Source organism: Balneolaceae bacterium, assembly GCA_034521445.1.
Classification (GTDB): Bacteria; Bacteroidota; Rhodothermia; order Balneolales; family Balneolaceae; genus JAXHMM01.
The window spans coordinates 675,823-691,289 of the sequence record JAXHMM010000006.1; the positions used below are offsets into that span (position 1 = coordinate 675,823).

The 15,467-nt window shown below is 60.2% G+C and carries 16 protein-coding genes; all 16 read right to left on the reverse strand.

Going from position 1 to position 15,467, the window contains the following annotated elements; genetic code table 11:
• Positions 1–36: 36 nt before the first annotated feature.
• The 16 genes from U5K31_10480 to U5K31_10555 all read right to left on the reverse strand — a co-directional run bounded on the left by U5K31_10480 (position 37) and on the right by U5K31_10555 (position 15,445).
• The gene (locus U5K31_10480) at positions 37–525 is read right to left on the reverse strand and encodes a TspO/MBR family protein (protein ID MDZ7773144.1); all 489 of its coding nucleotides are present in this window, start codon (positions 523–525) and stop codon (positions 37–39) included.
• A 109-nt stretch (positions 526–634) separates the two neighbouring features.
• Positions 635–1,219 (reverse strand): TIGR00730 family Rossman fold protein, encoded by a 585-nt coding sequence (locus U5K31_10485; protein MDZ7773145.1) that lies wholly within the window; start codon positions 1,217–1,219, stop codon positions 635–637.
• Between the two features lie 50 nt (positions 1,220–1,269).
• On the reverse strand, positions 1,270–2,232 hold the full coding sequence (locus U5K31_10490) for a hypothetical protein (protein ID MDZ7773146.1): 963 nt from the start codon (positions 2,230–2,232) through the stop codon (positions 1,270–1,272).
• A 127-nt stretch (positions 2,233–2,359) separates the two neighbouring features.
• Positions 2,360–2,836, reverse strand: coding sequence for a DUF4188 domain-containing protein (locus U5K31_10495; protein ID MDZ7773147.1), 477 nt, complete (start codon positions 2,834–2,836; stop codon positions 2,360–2,362).
• 130 nt (positions 2,837–2,966) lie between these two features.
• Positions 2,967–3,434 carry an isoprenylcysteine carboxylmethyltransferase family protein gene (locus U5K31_10500; protein ID MDZ7773148.1) on the reverse strand — a complete coding sequence of 156 codons (468 nt, stop codon included), beginning with the start codon at positions 3,432–3,434 and terminating at the stop codon, positions 2,967–2,969.
• Positions 3,435–3,824: a nuclear transport factor 2 family protein gene (locus U5K31_10505; protein ID MDZ7773149.1), complete on the reverse strand. Its 390-nt coding sequence runs from the start codon at positions 3,822–3,824 to the stop codon at positions 3,435–3,437.
• A gap of 118 nt (positions 3,825–3,942) precedes the next feature.
• Positions 3,943–5,955 (reverse strand): glycoside hydrolase family 97 protein, encoded by a 2,013-nt coding sequence (locus tag U5K31_10510; protein MDZ7773150.1) that lies wholly within the window; start codon positions 5,953–5,955, stop codon positions 3,943–3,945.
• 126 nt (positions 5,956–6,081) lie between these two features.
• Positions 6,082–8,463, reverse strand: a complete 2,382-nt coding sequence (locus U5K31_10515) for a TonB-dependent receptor (GenBank protein MDZ7773151.1) — start codon at positions 8,461–8,463, stop codon at positions 6,082–6,084.
• A gap of 242 nt (positions 8,464–8,705) precedes the next feature.
• Positions 8,706–9,989 (reverse strand): amidohydrolase family protein, encoded by a 1,284-nt coding sequence (locus U5K31_10520; protein MDZ7773152.1) that lies wholly within the window; start codon positions 9,987–9,989, stop codon positions 8,706–8,708.
• 99 nt (positions 9,990–10,088) lie between these two features.
• Entirely contained in the window at positions 10,089–10,571 is a 483-nt protein-coding gene (locus U5K31_10525; GenBank protein ID MDZ7773153.1) for a cupin domain-containing protein, read from the reverse strand.
• 28 nt (positions 10,572–10,599) lie between these two features.
• Positions 10,600–10,965 carry a hypothetical protein gene (locus U5K31_10530; GenBank protein ID MDZ7773154.1) on the reverse strand — a complete coding sequence of 122 codons (366 nt, stop codon included), beginning with the start codon at positions 10,963–10,965 and terminating at the stop codon, positions 10,600–10,602.
• A 90-nt stretch (positions 10,966–11,055) separates the two neighbouring features.
• Positions 11,056–11,481, reverse strand: a complete 426-nt coding sequence (locus tag U5K31_10535; protein ID MDZ7773155.1) for a TonB-dependent receptor plug domain-containing protein — start codon at positions 11,479–11,481, stop codon at positions 11,056–11,058.
• A 126-nt stretch (positions 11,482–11,607) separates the two neighbouring features.
• A complete protein-coding gene (locus tag U5K31_10540; GenBank protein ID MDZ7773156.1) occupies positions 11,608–12,459 on the reverse strand; it encodes a cyclase family protein in 852 nt (283 codons plus the stop codon).
• Positions 12,460–12,566: 107 nt separating this feature from the next.
• Complete coding sequence (locus U5K31_10545; GenBank protein MDZ7773157.1) at positions 12,567–13,349, reverse strand: hypothetical protein; 783 nt, start codon at positions 13,347–13,349, stop codon at positions 12,567–12,569.
• Positions 13,350–13,379: 30 nt separating this feature from the next.
• Entirely contained in the window at positions 13,380–14,693 is a 1,314-nt protein-coding gene (locus U5K31_10550; protein MDZ7773158.1) for a 6-bladed beta-propeller, read from the reverse strand.
• Between the two features lie 113 nt (positions 14,694–14,806).
• A complete protein-coding gene (locus U5K31_10555; protein ID MDZ7773159.1) occupies positions 14,807–15,445 on the reverse strand; it encodes a methyltransferase domain-containing protein in 639 nt (212 codons plus the stop codon).
• Positions 15,446–15,467 lie beyond the last annotated feature (22 nt).

The following is a 15,467-nucleotide window of genomic DNA, read 5'->3' on the forward strand; positions in this document are numbered from 1 at the left end:
ATGCTCTGGTTCCTGAGTGTGGGGACCGGGCGGAGTTCAGCCCAGCATGCTGGGATTCATCTGCCAGACGGCGAAGTTGAGTACCGAGGCAAAGGTCACCCAGAGCAGGTAGGGTACGAGCAGGCCCGCAGCCAGGGGATGAATGCTGCGGAAGGCGTTCAGCATGACCGCGATCACGATGAGCAGGATGCAGATGTCGAAAAAGGCCGGACCGCCCAATTCCCAGGCGAAGAAGAGCCAGCTCCAGAGGGCATTCAGGCCCAGCTGCACCACGAAAAGTCCCAGGGCGCTGCGACGCCGGGTGTGCCCTTCCTCACGCCAGATCAGCCAGGCGGCCACACCCATTAGGAGGTAAAGCACAGTCCAGACCGGTCCGAAGAGCCACGCCGGTGGTGCCCAGGTCGGAAGCGCCAGCTCCCGGTAGAACGTTCCGGCCTCCACCGAAGCCAGCCCGGCCAGGGCGGCGGCAGCGAAGGTGAGAGCAAGCCAGCCCAGGAGTCCGATAACCTGTTTGTATGTATTCATAGATACAATATGGAATTAATGCTTTATATGGTGCGGTATGGCAAAACAGTGGTGGTCTAATCTGTCTTGCTGTGCCGAATTAAAGCTCGATGATGCGATGGGTGACCCTTCAGGTCTGGTCGGCGCTCATCCACTTGCGTACAGCGGGAGGCTGGTAGGAAGCGAAGCGCTCCAGGAGGGAATCCGGGTTATTCTCCACCATCAGCATGTTTCGGTGCGGCGCCTTCACAAAACCCTCTTCCACACCGTGATCCAGAAAGGAGACGAGCCGGTCGTAGTAGCCGCCAACGTTCAGGATGGCCACCGGTTTGCGGTGGATGCCGAGCTGGGCCCAGGTCAGTACCTCGAAGAGCTCCTCAAGGGTTCCCAGTCCCCCGGGCATGGCGATGAATCCGTCGGAGCGTTCGGCCATGGCCGCCTTGCGCTCGTGCATGGAGTCCACCACGATCTGCTCGGTGAGTCCCCCGTGGCCGACCTCTCGTCGGACCAGGTCCTCCGGTATCACACCGGTAACCCGGCCGCCCCGCTCGAGAAGGGTGTCAGCCATAATGCCCATGAGACCCACGCTGCCCCCGCCGTAGACCAGACCTATGTTCTCACGTGCCAGGGCTTCGGCAAGGTTAACGGCCCCCTCGCGGTATGCAGGGCTTTTGCCCGGGTTGGAGCCGCAGTAGACGCAAATGGATTTGATCATGGATGACATGCTTTATGGTTCGGAAAAGGTTCAAGGATACAAATATGGCCTCAACCTTGCACCGGCAAATCGGTGCGGTAGACCACCCCCTCGCCTATATTGAGAAAATAGACGCGGTTTCCGGAGGGAGCAATGGAAAAGTGGGAGGGACGCGGGTCCATGCCCTCGATCCGGATCAGACGGCTGCCGGAGTTGCTGTGGTCAACGAAGAGGAGGGTGGGTGGATAGGCGGGGGGAATACGCAGAAACAGGTAGACGCCACGGTCTGTCTGTTGCATCTCGTAGGCGTATTGAAGCATGTACATCTCACCAGGCTCGTTGTCCCTGTTCTGTTCCACAAAGCGGTCGAACTCGTCGCGGAACTCCGGCCGTTCGGAGAAACGTCTCTCCCAGGTCAGATTGCCCCCGCTGTCGTATTGCCTCAGCACACCCTCGGTCTGCAGGAAGAGGTATAGCAGCGAGTCGCGTCCCGAAACGGCGACGCGGTTACGGAAAAAATCCGGTACGGTGCCTGAGGACAGGTCCTTCTGCCAGCTGTTGAAATCGGCCACGCCGGGCGCCTCGACGACGGGCTCGCCAAACCTGAACTCGCTGCCGTTTTCACGGTCGACATATAGGGCCAGACTTTCCTGCTGCCCGTTGGTGGGAACGAGGAAGGACTGAGAGGAAAGAATCCCGGTATCGATGGCGTAGAGAGCGGCTTCGAGGTCCACCGTGCGTTCCACATTGCCGTTTTGTCCAAAGGAGGTAAGCCGGAGCAGATCGCTGTCAGACACCAGCACCAGGCCGTTGCGGTAGGCGAGGGCGGAGACCGACTGGAACTCTCCCGGACCGCGGCCCCTGCCGCCGAAGGAGGCGGTGAGCTCAGCCTCCTCCGAATAGATGTTCACCATGCCCGTGCCGGCATCATAAAGGGCGAATCCCCCGTCGGTGGCTGCCAGGCGCGTGGGATTTGCGATTTCTTCATTTTCCCGGACATCCAGGATGGATTCGGCCTGGAGTGTGTCGGGCATGCCGGGCAGAATTGCGTTATCACCCTGAGATGCCCCGGAAGGGGGGTCAGTCTTCGATCCGCAGCCGGCCAACAATACAAAAGCGAGGATAAGCAAATAGTGTTTCATGATGATGGGTACTGTGGATTCAAAGTCCCCCGTCCGATCGGTGGCTCAGTACGCGTGAGACGATAATCTCGTAGCCGCTGTACCAGCGTTGGTAGTTGCGCTTTGCCTCCTGGTGGTCGGGGTGGTTGGAAAATTCCTTCAGGGTCTCCAGGCTTTCCCAGTAGTAGATCACCGACTCCGTGTTTTCGGTGTCATTGGCCCAGTACTCCTTGCCCAGGTACCCCGGGCTGTCCTTGGCAATCTCGTCGATGCGGTCGTTGAGGCTGTGGAAGTCCTCATCGTACTGTTTTACCCTCAGATTGAAGGTGGCTGAAAAAACGGGCTTGCCCTCGCGGAGACGCCCTTCAATATCGCGGGTACTGGGTTTCATGTCGATATGTGAGTAAAATCGGGATTGTCTCCCCCCGTTCGTCTTTCTGTTTGCCCGGTCACCCTCCATCGCCACCAGTCCCATCTCGTTGCCGGCCAGATCGAAGATTACAATGGGTGCGGTCACGACTGCTGGCAGTGTGGTGGCCGTTGAATTCCGTAATTTGGCCCGGCTTTGGCAAAGATGCAAGACATCTGCTCAGCCATGAATGGCGGCAGCCTTCTTCATGGAGAGTAGTTGCACCTGGACATTCGGGTCATAACCATCGGCGCACCCGTTCCTTGTAATCCAGGTAGTCCTGCCCGAACCGCTCTTCCAGGGCATGCTCTTCCGGGTCGATCTGCCAGGCATTCATGTAGAGCACGAAGCCGATGGGACCCGCCAGGGTGTAGGCGTTGGAGAATTTGAATACCGCGGCGAGCAGGAAAAGGGCGAGTCCCAGATACATGGGATTTCGGGTGATATTAAAGACGCCGGAAGTCACCAGGTTGGAAGCCTTTTCGGGCTCCAGTGGATTGACGGTGGTCCCTTTGCGCTGAAAAGAGAACACGGCTGCGAAGGCGAAACCGGCACCGCCCAGCAGGCAGGCTAGGGTGGCGGCCCGGCGGAAAGCGTCAGGCAGGTGGAATCCCGGCGTGAACTCTGCCAATCCCCACATTCCGCCCAGGAAAGCCAGCAATACGAGACCGGGCGGTATTTTCAGTTCCAGCGCGTTCACCGGCATTCACCCGGTCAGGTTGCTTGCGTGTCCCAGCACCAGCTTCCATTCGCCGCCCAGCTTCTCAAAAATGCTGGTCTGCCACGATTCGAATTCCATCTCTTCATCTACGGTGATGGTTATCTTGCTGGTCAGCCACGCCATGGTGCCGCCCTCGGAAACCCGCAGGGAAACCAGCACCGCCTCGGCCGACCATTCGCCGCCCTCTTCGATGAGATGCTTGTAGCCGGGCCCCACCTTCTCCCAGCCCGTAAGCCACTGTCTCTCCTTGGGGTGAATGGCCTGTATGTAGTCGGCATGGGCCCAGTAATCCTGGTAGGTCTCCCAGTCGCCCTCCTCGAGGGCGTCGGATCCCTTGCGCCAGGCCTTCATTACGGCTTCCTTGTCGTTGTCCATAGATCCATTCATTAAATGACGAATATAATCGTATTCATCCAACCGGAACCCTCTTTACCAGCGTTCCGTCCCGTTGTTCCCTGTTTCGCGGCTGTTGGTAAGCCGCCGGCCAGTCAGACTATCTGTCCCCGGAAGAGGGCCAGAACCGGATGGCCGCCCCGCCTGATCCGGCGAGTACCAGGCTGAGGGTGTCCCGGGAGCTGTACCTGCCGTCGGCCATGGTCACCGATGAGGGGTCCGCGTCGGCGTCGGAACCATCCATCAGGCTGCGCGCCCGGTAGCTGACATCCTCCTCCAGGAAGTCGAGAGGCACTTGCACGGTACGCCCTTCGTTGCCCGTCATGGCGCCCAGGTGCCAGGTATGTCCGCTGCGCCGCGCCATAACCACGTATTCGCCCGGCCGCCCGTCCAGGAAGCGGGATTCGCTCCACGTCGCGGGGATATTCCTCACAATGCGGAAGGGACCGGGACGGGAGCGGTAGGCGTCCGGATAGTCTACCAGCATCTGCTGGGGGGAGTAGTAGACCACATACATCGCCACCTGGTGGGCGAGGGTAGTCTGTACATGCTTCGGATGTTCCGGTGTACCGTCCAGATCGAAGGCGCCGGGCGTGTAGTCCATGGCTCCGGCGACCATGCGCGTATAGGGAAGAATAACGTTGTGGGTGGCGTCCGGGCGGGGGGATCCCTTGGACTGCTCCAGCCCGAAGACGCCCTCCCTCGTCATGAAGTTGGGCCAGGTGCGCTCCCAGCCGGTGGGCTTGTAGGCTCCGTGGTAGTTGACCATAAGCTCATGCCGGGCCGCGATGCGCACGATCTCCTGCAGATCGTCCACCAGCTCCTGGTGGTCGCCCCCGTAGCTGTCGACCTTGATGCCCGCGGCGCCCCATTGGGCCCAGGTGGAGAGTATGTCCTCTGCTTGCCCGGCCAGGGAATTCAGGTGCACCCATAGATGCACGTCCACATCCTTTTCGCTGCCGTAGCGGATGACCTCCTGTACGTCGTAATGGCCGGCGCGCGTCTCCTCCATCGTCAGCAGATTTTGCTCCTCGGGGGAGCGCCACGCTTCGCCCTCCAGGGAGTACCAGCCGGCGTCCACCAGCAGGGCAGAGATGTCGTGCTCGGCCGCGAAATCGATGTAGTACTTCATGACCGACGTGCCGGGCTCCCCGCTGAGGGGCAGATCGCCTGCAATGCGGCCGTTCCACCAGGGCCAGATAATCTGCCCGGGACGGATCCAGGAGGTGTCGGCGATACGGCTCGGCTCGTTGAGGTTTTGCACCAGGTGGGAAGTGGCAAGCTCTCCGGCTCGGTCGGCCAGCAACACCGTACGCCAGGGGGTACGGAAGGGTGCGGACACACGTGCTTTGGCCCCGCCGCTCTCTTCACCGGGCAGGGGCGCAAGGGCGGCGCGCAGGGTGGCCGGACGGTCGGGCGATCCGGTAAGGGACATGCCCGCGTAGCCGGTGAGGGCAGCCTCGGTGAGGGCGGCCCAACCGTTGCGCAGCTCCAGGGTCAGGGGCATGGCGGTCAGCGAATCGGGGGCAATCTGGCTGAGCCTGCGCGGCCGGTAGAATCCTTCGTAGTTGTCACCGAATCCCGAACGGCGCATGGCAAAGCCCGTGTAGTCGGATGCAAAGCGAAAGGTGCTGAGCTCCTCGCGGACGGTCAGGTTGTCCAGGTCCGGCTGCTCAGGAACTATATAACGAAACGCCAGTCCCTCGTCATAGGTCCGGAACTGCAGCTGGAGGGTGCGTCCGGGATCTGCCAGCTCGCGAAGCTCCACGGTGAGTTGCCGGTATCGGTTGCGTACGCTGTCGGCAGTCCCGTAGGGAGATGCCCAGGTGGTGTCCCGGCGATCCACGCGGATGGAGGTAATGGTGAAGGCGGAGTCGAGGGCCGGTTGGTCCATGAAGTCCAGGCCCAGGCGGGAGGGCCGAAGGAAGGACACCCCCTTGTAGCTGGCCTCGTAGACGGGAACGCCCTTCTGCAGCGAAAAGGTGAGCTGCACCTGTCCGTCGGGTGAGCTGATGTTGGCGGGACCTTGCGGCGCGCAGCCCTGAACTGCCGCCAGGGCGGCGATGGTCAGGAGGGAAAGAAAATGTCGAAGGGAAGGCAGGAAATCGGTCATGTTGGCAGGTCGGGTCCCTGTTACAGCGGCGTGATTAAGGTCTCGGGCCGAATATCGGTACTGGCCACAAGTTACCAACTGGGTGGGAAATGGCAAGTGAAGGCAGGCAGGGTGGAATGGGCATGCCTACAGGTTGACGACCAAGCCCAGTGTGGGAAGGGTACTGGAGTTGTCCACATTCTCGATGGGCACGATTTGCCGCGGTACAACGGGCGATCCGTCGGTATTTCGGGCAAGGCCGTACTCGGGTGGATTGGGGAGATTGCTGCCCAAAACGTTGGAAACCTCGAAATATAGATTCAGCGACCAGCGGTTGAAATTCCATTTCTTGTCAATGCGGACGTCGAGGGTATTGTACACATCCAGCCGCTGATCACCCAGGTTGCCGTAGTTAAACTTCAGACGGGGATAGCTCTCCTCGCTCGCTTCCCGATCCAGTTCCGGGTAGGGTGCGCCTCCAAGGATTCTGAGCCTCGCTCCGACTTCCCAGTTGCGTGGAAGCTGGTACCCGCCGGTAAAGGTGAGCAGGTGGCGGTTGTCCCATCGTGAAGGGAGATAATTGTCAGATTCCAGCCCGGTGAATTCGCTCCGGTAGAGGGTATAGGCGAGGATGCCGTAGAGATTGGACCGCAGTTTTTGCTGTACGGTAAATTCAAGACCGTAGGCGCGTCCCTTCCCCTCGCTGCGTACCGCCTCGTTACCGAAGATGTCAAAGTCTGCTCCGAGGTTGGCCAGGGAGACGCCGTCAGCAGTGGATACCGGGTAGGCGGAGTATTGCTTGTAGAAACCCTCCAGGGAGAACTCGGTCGACCTGCGGGGAGTAAATCCTATGCCGGCCACGTAATGATCGCTGCGGATGTAGTCAGCGTCCCTGTTCGCAAAGTGTCCCTCTTCCCGGTAGCCCAGAAGAGTAGTGGGAGGCAGCTTGTAGTAGCGCCCGACCGAGGCATTGACCTCCCATCGGCTCTCCGGGTCCAGCTCGTACGAAAGAGCCACACGCGGGGAAAGCGTTTCCCAGAGATTGGCGCCTCCGCGGGTAAAGCTGTTGCCGTCCGTCCGAACTCCAACGGAGGCCGTCAGTCGCCCCTGCATCCATTCGCGGGTGACCTGCCCGAACAGTCCGTAGCGCCAGTAGTTGAAGTTACTCGTGAAAGACACCTCGTCAGAGCTGCGAAAGCTGCTCGAGCGGTAGCTGACGTTTTCTGCCATGAAGCCTGCGTTGACAGTCCAGGGTCCAATAAAACGGTTGTATTCGCTGCGGAGAGTGTTGTTCCAGCGGCGGCTCTCGGTGTTCTGAATAAGACCCTCTTGGTTCGCGTTGTCACGGTAGCGGCTGAAAGCGTTGTCGAAGGCGCTGGTGCTCAGGCTGGAAAGCAGGTAGCCGTCGTAGTTGCGGAAACGGTGTCGCCAGCTTATGCCCCCGGTGCTGCTCCACTGTTTGATAATGGGCACCTGGTCGAGAGTGGCCTGCTGCTCCGGTGTGATGTTGTCAGGCTTGTTGATGCGAAAGTCGTCAACCGAGCCCACGCCGGTGACATTGAGTTCGTTGTAGGCGTCGATCTTATGGTTTAGCTTGTACTGGTAGTCCCAATAGTCCGGCAGGAAGGGAAGGTCGATGAGTTGGAAAAGAAGTTGCAGGTAGGAGCGCCGGACGGATGCGATAAAGGTGGTTTTGGAATAGGACTCACCGGAAGGCGTGAAAAGGGGTCCCTCCACCGTCAAGGCCGTCTCACTGGCTCCCACCCTGAGGTTGGCGTCGAGCTGGCGCGCGTTGCCTTCTCGCTGGTTAAACTGCAGCACGCCGGAAAGTGCATTACCGTATTTGGCCGGGAAGGAACTGGTGCTCAGGCTCACACCCTCGAAAAATGACACGTTAAGCAATCCCACGGGTCCCCCGGCACTCCCCTGGGTAGCGAAGTGGTTGATGACAGGGATTTCTATGCCGTCAAGGTAGTATACGTTTTCACTGGGCGCCCCGCCCCGTATGATGACGTCGTTACGGAATCCGGCCACCGAGCCCGAGACACCAGGTAGCGACTGTACCACCTTGGCAATGTCATTGTTACCCCCGGGATAGGAGGTGATCTGCACCTGGGAGAGCTCCCGGCGGGAGAGGGGATTTTCCGGGGGGCGGTCGTAGGGGTCAGGCGAAACCGAAATCTGGCCAAGCTCGCTGACGGCCGGCTTGAGTTGGAAATTCAGATCGGGATTTCCGCCGGAATTGACGGTCACATTATATCGGGACACCGATTGGTACCCTACGAAACTGGCGGTGACGGTGTAGGATCCAGGAGATATGTTCTCTATGAGAAAATATCCGCTGGAATCAGCAGCGGCCCCTTGCGTCGTGCCTTCCAATACCACGGTGGCGCCCGGTAGGGTTTCGCCGGTCTGGGCATCGGTTACGTATCCGGCGAGCGTTCCTGTATTCTGGGCGGCAGCCGGCAGGGAAACGGCCAGAACCAGCAGCAGGAAGACCGTCCAACTGCTGAAAAGAACGTGTCGCACAGCCAAGCGGTCCGATTGAATTAGTGCAGGCATCGAGCTCAAGGATTAGGTTGTGAGTCGCGATGCGTGGGAGAAAATCCCGGGCGCATCGTGGGGACCCTAAATGCCGATGGGATATCCAACGTTCCGGATTTAACTGCTGAAGGTCAGGAAGTGACGTTTCCAGACCCCGGTGTTCTTTCGGGCACGGTGTCCGTCATGACCGGCTGCATCCGTTGATTCATAGCCTTAGATGAATGTGCCTATTCGGCCAGGGGACGTATCCCACCTTTGAACACCATGGCGGGGGCGGATAGTTCTCCCAGCTGCTCCAGTGGATGGCGCCGGAAAACCGCGATGTCCGCCTTTTTACCGGCCTCCAGGCTGCCCAACTGGTCCGCCACGCCCGCATGCCGGGCGGCGTTGATGGTGGCCGACTGCAGGGCGTCGTACGTCGACATGCCCGCCTCCTCGTACAGCGCAAGCTCGCGGTAGACACTCTCTCCGGCGGGGATGTTACCGGCGTCGGTGCCCAGGGCGATGGGTATATCATGATCCAGCCAGCGGGTGAAGTGGCTCATCACGCTGTCCATGCGCTGCTCGTCCATGAAGGAATCCATGACCGCCAGGGTGGGAACCTGCACCACCTCTCGTTCGGCCATTGCCGTCAGCAGGCTGTCGGCCTCCCTGCCCGGTCCGATCGCCAGGTGCTCCACCCCGTCGGCACCGGCTCGTATGGCGTCGGCCAGGTCTTTGCGCGTGTCCACGTGCACTACCGCCTTCCTGCCGTGGCGGTGCGCGCGATCGACAATGGCTTCCATTACCGGGTACTTCATACGGGGGAGGGTGTCGTTGCGGCCGGCCGTGTAGATAATCTTGATCAGGTCCACCCCGTCTTCGACGAGGTTGTCCACCACCTGCCGGGCGCTGTCGGGATGGGCCAGTTGCCGGGCCGCCGATTCAATAAGGCGCTGCCTGCCGCGGTAAATGGTACTGACCGGGTGCCCGCCTGGAGCCGTGAGGGTGGGGCCGGCCACCCGCAGTCGAGGACCCGCCAGCTCACCGGACCGCAGGCGGTCGCGCATGTTCATGGTCATCGGATGCATATCGCCCAGGGAGGTGATGGAGGTCACACCATAGCGGAGAAACTTCTTGCGCGTATTGCGGAACTGCCGCGCATACTCCAGGATCATGGCGGGCACGCCGTATCCCTCAGCCATGGGAACACCGCCCAGGTGTACGTGCAGGTCGAAAAGTCCGGGCGTGGCCCAGCCGCCCTGCAGGTCTACACGTTCGGCCTGCTCCGGGAGCTCACCCGACGGCACAAAGCCGTGGATGGTGCCGTTTTCAATCAGCAGGGCCCGGTCGGTGACCACATGGGGCGTGTCGGCCGCCATGGTGAGGAAGTTGCCGTTTACCAGGGCCGTCTGTCCGCTGTGGGACTCCTGGCCGGGGAAGACGTAGACCCCAAGGAGCAGCCAGCCGGCAAGGGTTAGCAGAAGGATGAAAAGGCCCGCGCCGATCAGGAATTTCTTGAGTCCGCTCATGGTGTAAAAATGGATTCGGCAGAATGAGGGTATGCCAGTCGTGGCATGAGTTGAAGGGGTACGAAAAACCACCTCCAGTGTTATGGGCGGGTCAGCCGATCAGGAAAGAAAGCGGTCCCAGCCATTCGACAGGGTGGCAAGCAGGCGGGCCTCCTCGGAGCCTGTCTCCATCAGCTCAAAATCCTCGAACTCGAATCCGGGTGCCACCGTACAGCCTGCAAGGACGGTTCCGGAGAGGGGTTCAGCCGCCTGCCAGCAGCCTGCGGGCACCACCTCGCAGAAGTGGCCTGAATCGCGGGAGAGAATATGCGTCTCGGGTGGTGTGTGAGTACCATCCCAAACATGAAGCTTCAACCCCTGCCCGCGGTAAAGATTCCAGACTTCGTCGGAGGCCACTTTATGAAAGGCGCTGACCTCCCCGGATTCCAGGGAGAAATAGATGTGGGTGAGGGCGGCGCGGGTGCGACTATCTGCGGAGCCCGTTTCGCCGCCAGGCCCGATGCGCGATACGGTGACGTTGGAGCGGAATACTTCCTGAAAGCGTCCCCCTTCGGGATGTTCCTGCAGGTCGTCGGCTTTCATGTCAGGGATGGGTAGGTGGGTACAAAGACTATTTGGTCCGACGTGCCATACGCTCGACCTTCTCGGAGGGATCCGGCTGCTCCGGTTCAACGTCCTTCAGAAGGTAGGGCTGTTCGCTGAGATCCTCGCCGGACTGAATGGCGTCCCATGCCTCGCTGGTCACGATGGTTTCCAGGTTCTGGAGGCGTTGTACAATCTGATCCTGCTGCTCGCGGTTCTGCTCGAGGTAGTCGACCAGCTGATCAGTGCGTTCCTGGAGTCTGGCGCTGGAAGATCCAAGGTGGGACTCCATCTTCTGCAGTTTCCGCTGGTTCTTCATACCGTAGTAGATCATGCCGAAGAGGAGGCCTGCGGTCAGGATGCCGGTGGCGAGAACGACTATGGCAACGAACATAGATTGTGGGATTTGGGTAGGGGTTGCTTATAGCACGAAAAAAGGTCCCTCCGTGTTACGGTTGCCGGGAAACGGCTCCAGGGTGGGATGTCAGCCCTCCTGGTCAGACCCGTCCTTCTTATTTCCCTTGGTTCGTATTTTGACTACGCCGTTTTGTGCCTGCGCACCGTAGATGGAGGCGGCAGCTGCGTCTTTGAGCACCTCAATAGACTCGATGGTTTTTGGGTCGAGCTCACTCAGCGGATTCTCTCCTTTTTCGATGTTACCGCTGGATACGGACATCCTGACGCCGTCCACGATGTAAAGCGGCTGGTCGGAATGCTCCATGCTGGCCTCCGCCTTGAAGGTTGCGGTGCTGTCATCCTCCTTCGCCGTGATTTCGGCTTCGACGGCCTCGGATTCCGGCGTAGTACCGGAGGGTTCCTCTACGTTGGTCAGGTCCGAACATGAGAGCGGTACCATGAATGCGGCGAGCAGGATGAGAAGGGTGATGCGGGAAGAGCGATGAAATTTCATGATTGCGAAATCTGGATTGACATGGTAAAAAAACACGTTCTCTATAGTAACAACGGGATTCCCCTGATTTTATTGAATATGCGAACGGGAAGCCCCCGGTTTATGCCCGGGACCTGCTTTCAAGGGCTACTCCGTGTCATGCAGTATCGCCAGCACGCGGACGGGTCCCCCGCTGCCTCCCTCGATTTTCATGGGCAGGGCGATGACCCGGAAGCCCTGCGACGGCAACCGCTCCAGGTTGGCCAGGTTCTCCAGTCCGGCAATGTCGTGGCTGGCCAGGATCACATGGCTCCGGAAGTCGGTGGACTGCCCGTAGTCGAGGCTGGGAGTGTCCAGGCCAAGCATCTTGATGTCGCGTTCGGAGGTAAGCCATTCGGCCGCCTCGGGGTGCAGGCCCGGGAAGTGCAGGTCGGCCACCGCATCGGGCCCGCGTTCGGCGGTGCCCATGTAGCGCTCGCGGTCAGGCCAGAACTGCCCGTAGCCGGTGCGCACGATAACGATGGCTCCCGCGGGAATCTGCCCGTTCTCCTGTTCCCAGGCCTGAAAATCGGAGATTTGCACCCGGTAGTCGGGGTTGGCCAGGGCCGAATCGCTCACGTCCACCACGATGCCCTCTCCCATGAGCTGCTCCGGGGGGATCTGGTCCATGGTGATCCCCTCCTCGTAAAAGTGATAGGGGGCGTCCAGGTGCGTGCCTCCGTGCTCGGCCATGCTGAAGGAGTTTGCGCTGTAAAAGTGGCCGGCCTCGGTCATGCCCTCGGAATCCACCGTCAGCTCAAATTCGCCGGCGGTGGGCCAGAAGACGGTGGAGTCGTTATAGGCGTAGGAGAGGTCTACGATCTCGCCCCCGGGAAAGTCGCCCGTCCCGCCGGGACCCGCCTGGCCGTTTGGGCTGTTGTCGCCCGGCGCGGTGCAGCCAGCGAGGATGAGCATCAGTGCCCCTGCGAGTACCGCCTGAAAATTGCTTACCTGTTTCATGATATACTTTATTATGACTGCTATTGGAATTCGATACTGGTCTCAATATGCAAGTCAACAGGATAGGGAACAAGTGGAGAGGGCGTTCCCGGTTGTATAGGACCGTCTCAACTCCTGGTGGATTTCTTTCCACTCCGGGTTACAGGATTGTCTGTCTCCTCCTCTGCCGGCAGGTCGAGCTCGCCGCCGGATGATTGCCACTCGCTTTTCCGGCCGGTAGATCCTTCATGCGTATCGTCGGCCAGGAGCAAGTCTGCGCAGCGGTCCAATACGGCTTCAAAGCGTTCGCAGTAGTCATCTCTCCTGCGGGATGTCTGAACGTGGTAGGCTGAGAAACCGGCGACCACCAGTACGGTGAGCAGCGCTGCCACCAATCCGAACAGGAACTGCTCGCCTACCACGGCGACGAATCCGGTAACCAGTGCGGCTATGAATCCTATAACGGATAGCGCCATCGGCCCTTCAAGTTCATCCTCCCAGCCGGTCTGGGCATTCACTACGGTCTGCCCGTCGATCTCCTCGGCGGTGATCTGCAGCTTGCCGCTGATCCATTCCCGTCTTGAACCCTCGGATCGCCTTTTGCCTGGCTTCCCGAATTCGCGGGCGAACAGGGCGACCATCTTCTCCCAGGTGGCGTCGGTGAGGGAGCCTTGGACAAACTGCGTGCGTCCTGCCCCGGTGGGGATGTTCAGATAGGAGGGGCGATGGTCTTGCGAGGAGGAGGCTGCCAGATCCACGTACCGCTGGTCGATACCGGCGTCCGCAGCCGCCTTTCTGATTTCCTCAAGGGTCAATTGCTCTCCGTCGGAGGTGTTGCGCTGGGCCTGCAGCCGCGCCGCCCTCCCTAGAATGGAAGCGATTTCCGAATCCGTGTAGGTCTTTTTGGCCATAGCTGGGTTACGTATGGCGTTGCGGAGGAGTTACGAAGAACCGGCCGCCTCCTGGAAATCCCCCATGCCCTGGAATGGAAAACGAAAGATAACGTAGTTGTCTTCCGGCTCGAGGTCGTCCAGCACCTGCAATTTCTCCTGTACCTCGGGTGTGCGTCGGTCGATGCGTTCCGATTCCCGAAGGAATTTCAGGTAGATGTCCGCGCTCATTGCCAGGTAGGCGCCGTAGCCCTCCTGCCATGGGGGGAGGCGCTTGGAAAACATCTCGGGCAGCATGTGCAGTAGGTCGTCGGTAAAAACGACGGCGCGTCCCTCGCCGGTCTCCTTGTCGATGACCAGCAGCTCCTCCTGCGAGTCGCTGATCCTGGTGCTGTACCGGCCGGGCTGGTTGGTGAACTCCTGGATCTCCACCTCATTGATGGTCGATTTTTTAATGAGCCAGTAGCGGTCGGTCTCCGAGAGTAGCTCCAGGTCGTAGGTGCCTTCCACCTCCTCCGGTGACATCAGTTTATTGTAGGGCCTGATGTTCTCTCCGGGCCGGATTACGGCATCGGGAATCAGCTCGCCGTCTCCCACCCGGTAGATGGTATGATCTTCGGGATAATAGATCTTGTGCTCCCCGTTGTAGGTGACGGAGGAGGCGGAACCGTAGGGCGTATATTCGGTGGTGTTTTCTGGCGGATAGACCGAGCGATCGATGCGCCGTGTGACGGTCCCGTCAGACTCGTAGAACACGATTTTAAGGGAGTCGCGGGGGTAGCGTGGCCGGCCGGCGGTACCCTCGTAGGAGAAATAGGTGTCGGCAGACAGCCGCTGGATGTTGCTCATGAGCCGGTAAGGCCACCGCACCACATCCAGAAAGGTGCCGTCCGGCCGGAAGAGCTGGGCCGGCTCGCCCAGGGCGCCGAAGTCGGCGAGCACGGTGTTGTCATCCTCATAGTAGGCCAGGTTGTTGATCATATTCCCGGAGTGCTCCCCGGGTCCCTGGCCCGCAGCCCCGATCTCGTTCAGGTAGTTACCCTGATAGTCGAAGCGCAGCAGGCGGGCCGCCTCGCTGCCCTGGGTGCCCAGGAGGATAAAGTCGTCGGCAAAATAGAGCTGGGCATTCATGGCCAGGGCGTCCGGGTCCGATTCAAGCCGGATCACGTTCATCCCTTCGAAAAACTCGGAGAGTCCCATTTCCACGGGCTCTTCCGGGATGGCATCCAGGTTGATCTCGGTGACGGTACGGCCGTCGACGGTGGTCTCTGAGAGTACGGGTCCGTCAGGTGCGCCGGAGCTACAGCCGGTGAGCAGGAGAGCGGCCAGAAGAAATCCGGAACCGGCTGCCAGGAGATATCTCATAAGGAAAAAAATTGGTTCGGGCGAAGCCGAAACAGCTCCGCCTCTCTGTTGGAACGAGACAACTCGTAAGTTAGCCTTCCTCAGCAGAATCGCAAGGTATGAATGGAAAAGAGCTAATCCTGCTCTTCTTCGGCCGGCTTGCGGAACACCAGGTAGACATCGCGTCCGGACGTGCGTTTGTCGTCGACCAGTTCAAAGCCGGCGGCGGTGACCTCCTTGATCACCGTCTGAGCGGTAACACCGTGGCTGCTGCCGGAAGCCCTGCCGCCGGCTTCCGCCTCCTCACCGCGCGGGGTGAATTCAATAATGGCCAGTCGTCCGCCGGGCTGAAGCGATACAAAAAGACTTCTGTTGAAGGCGGGCGGGTCGGTGATATGGTGGTAGACCCGGCGCATGTAGATGGCCTGGCAGCACGCCTCGGGCAGGTTGGTCCGCAGGGGATGTCCCTCGAGTACCGTTACGTTTTCAAGGCCGGCCTCCTCGATTTCCTCGCGCAGTTCGGCCACCGACTCCTCGCCCAGCTCCGTGCTGAAGACCCTGCCTTCGGGTCCCACATGGTGGGCCACCTGCAGGGTCTGGTCGCCGTCCCCGGCGCCCACGTCGGCTACCACCGAGCCCTGCTTGAGCTCCAGCACGTCGATGAGCCAGCGGACGTCGGAGGAGGCGTCCTGGCAGGAGGCGGCGCCTGCGGCCAGCAGGAAGGCGGTGCAGGCGAGAAGGCTGGCGGAACGGAGTCGCGATAGGATGTTCATGGCAGCATCGTTTGGATCAGCA

Bases quoted from the DNA above. Each gene is read 5' to 3' on its own strand.
- U5K31_10555 (MDZ7773159.1), bottom strand. From the start codon at position 15,445: ATGAACATCCTATCGCGACTCCGTTCCGCCAGCCTTCTCGCCTGCACC.
- U5K31_10510 (MDZ7773150.1), bottom strand. From the start codon at position 5,955: ATGACCGATTTCCTGCCTTCCCTTCGACATTTTCTTTCCCTCCTGACC.
- U5K31_10520 (MDZ7773152.1), bottom strand. From the start codon at position 9,989: ATGAGCGGACTCAAGAAATTCCTGATCGGCGCGGGCCTTTTCATCCTT.
- U5K31_10480 (MDZ7773144.1), bottom strand. From the start codon at position 525: ATGAATACATACAAACAGGTTATCGGACTCCTGGGCTGGCTTGCTCTC.
- U5K31_10530 (MDZ7773154.1), bottom strand. From the start codon at position 10,965: ATGTTCGTTGCCATAGTCGTTCTCGCCACCGGCATCCTGACCGCAGGC.
- U5K31_10525 (MDZ7773153.1), bottom strand. From the start codon at position 10,571: ATGAAAGCCGACGACCTGCAGGAACATCCCGAAGGGGGACGCTTTCAG.
- U5K31_10540 (MDZ7773156.1), bottom strand. From the start codon at position 12,459: ATGAAACAGGTAAGCAATTTTCAGGCGGTACTCGCAGGGGCACTGATG.
- U5K31_10535 (MDZ7773155.1), bottom strand. From the start codon at position 11,481: ATGAAATTTCATCGCTCTTCCCGCATCACCCTTCTCATCCTGCTCGCC.
- U5K31_10550 (MDZ7773158.1), bottom strand. From the start codon at position 14,693: ATGAGATATCTCCTGGCAGCCGGTTCCGGATTTCTTCTGGCCGCTCTC.
- U5K31_10500 (MDZ7773148.1), bottom strand. From the start codon at position 3,434: ATGCCGGTGAACGCGCTGGAACTGAAAATACCGCCCGGTCTCGTATTG.
- U5K31_10545 (MDZ7773157.1), bottom strand. From the start codon at position 13,349: ATGGCCAAAAAGACCTACACGGATTCGGAAATCGCTTCCATTCTAGGG.
- U5K31_10485 (MDZ7773145.1), bottom strand. From the start codon at position 1,219: ATGATCAAATCCATTTGCGTCTACTGCGGCTCCAACCCGGGCAAAAGC.
- U5K31_10490 (MDZ7773146.1), bottom strand. From the start codon at position 2,232: ATGCCCGACACACTCCAGGCCGAATCCATCCTGGATGTCCGGGAAAAT.
- U5K31_10505 (MDZ7773149.1), bottom strand. From the start codon at position 3,824: ATGGACAACGACAAGGAAGCCGTAATGAAGGCCTGGCGCAAGGGATCC.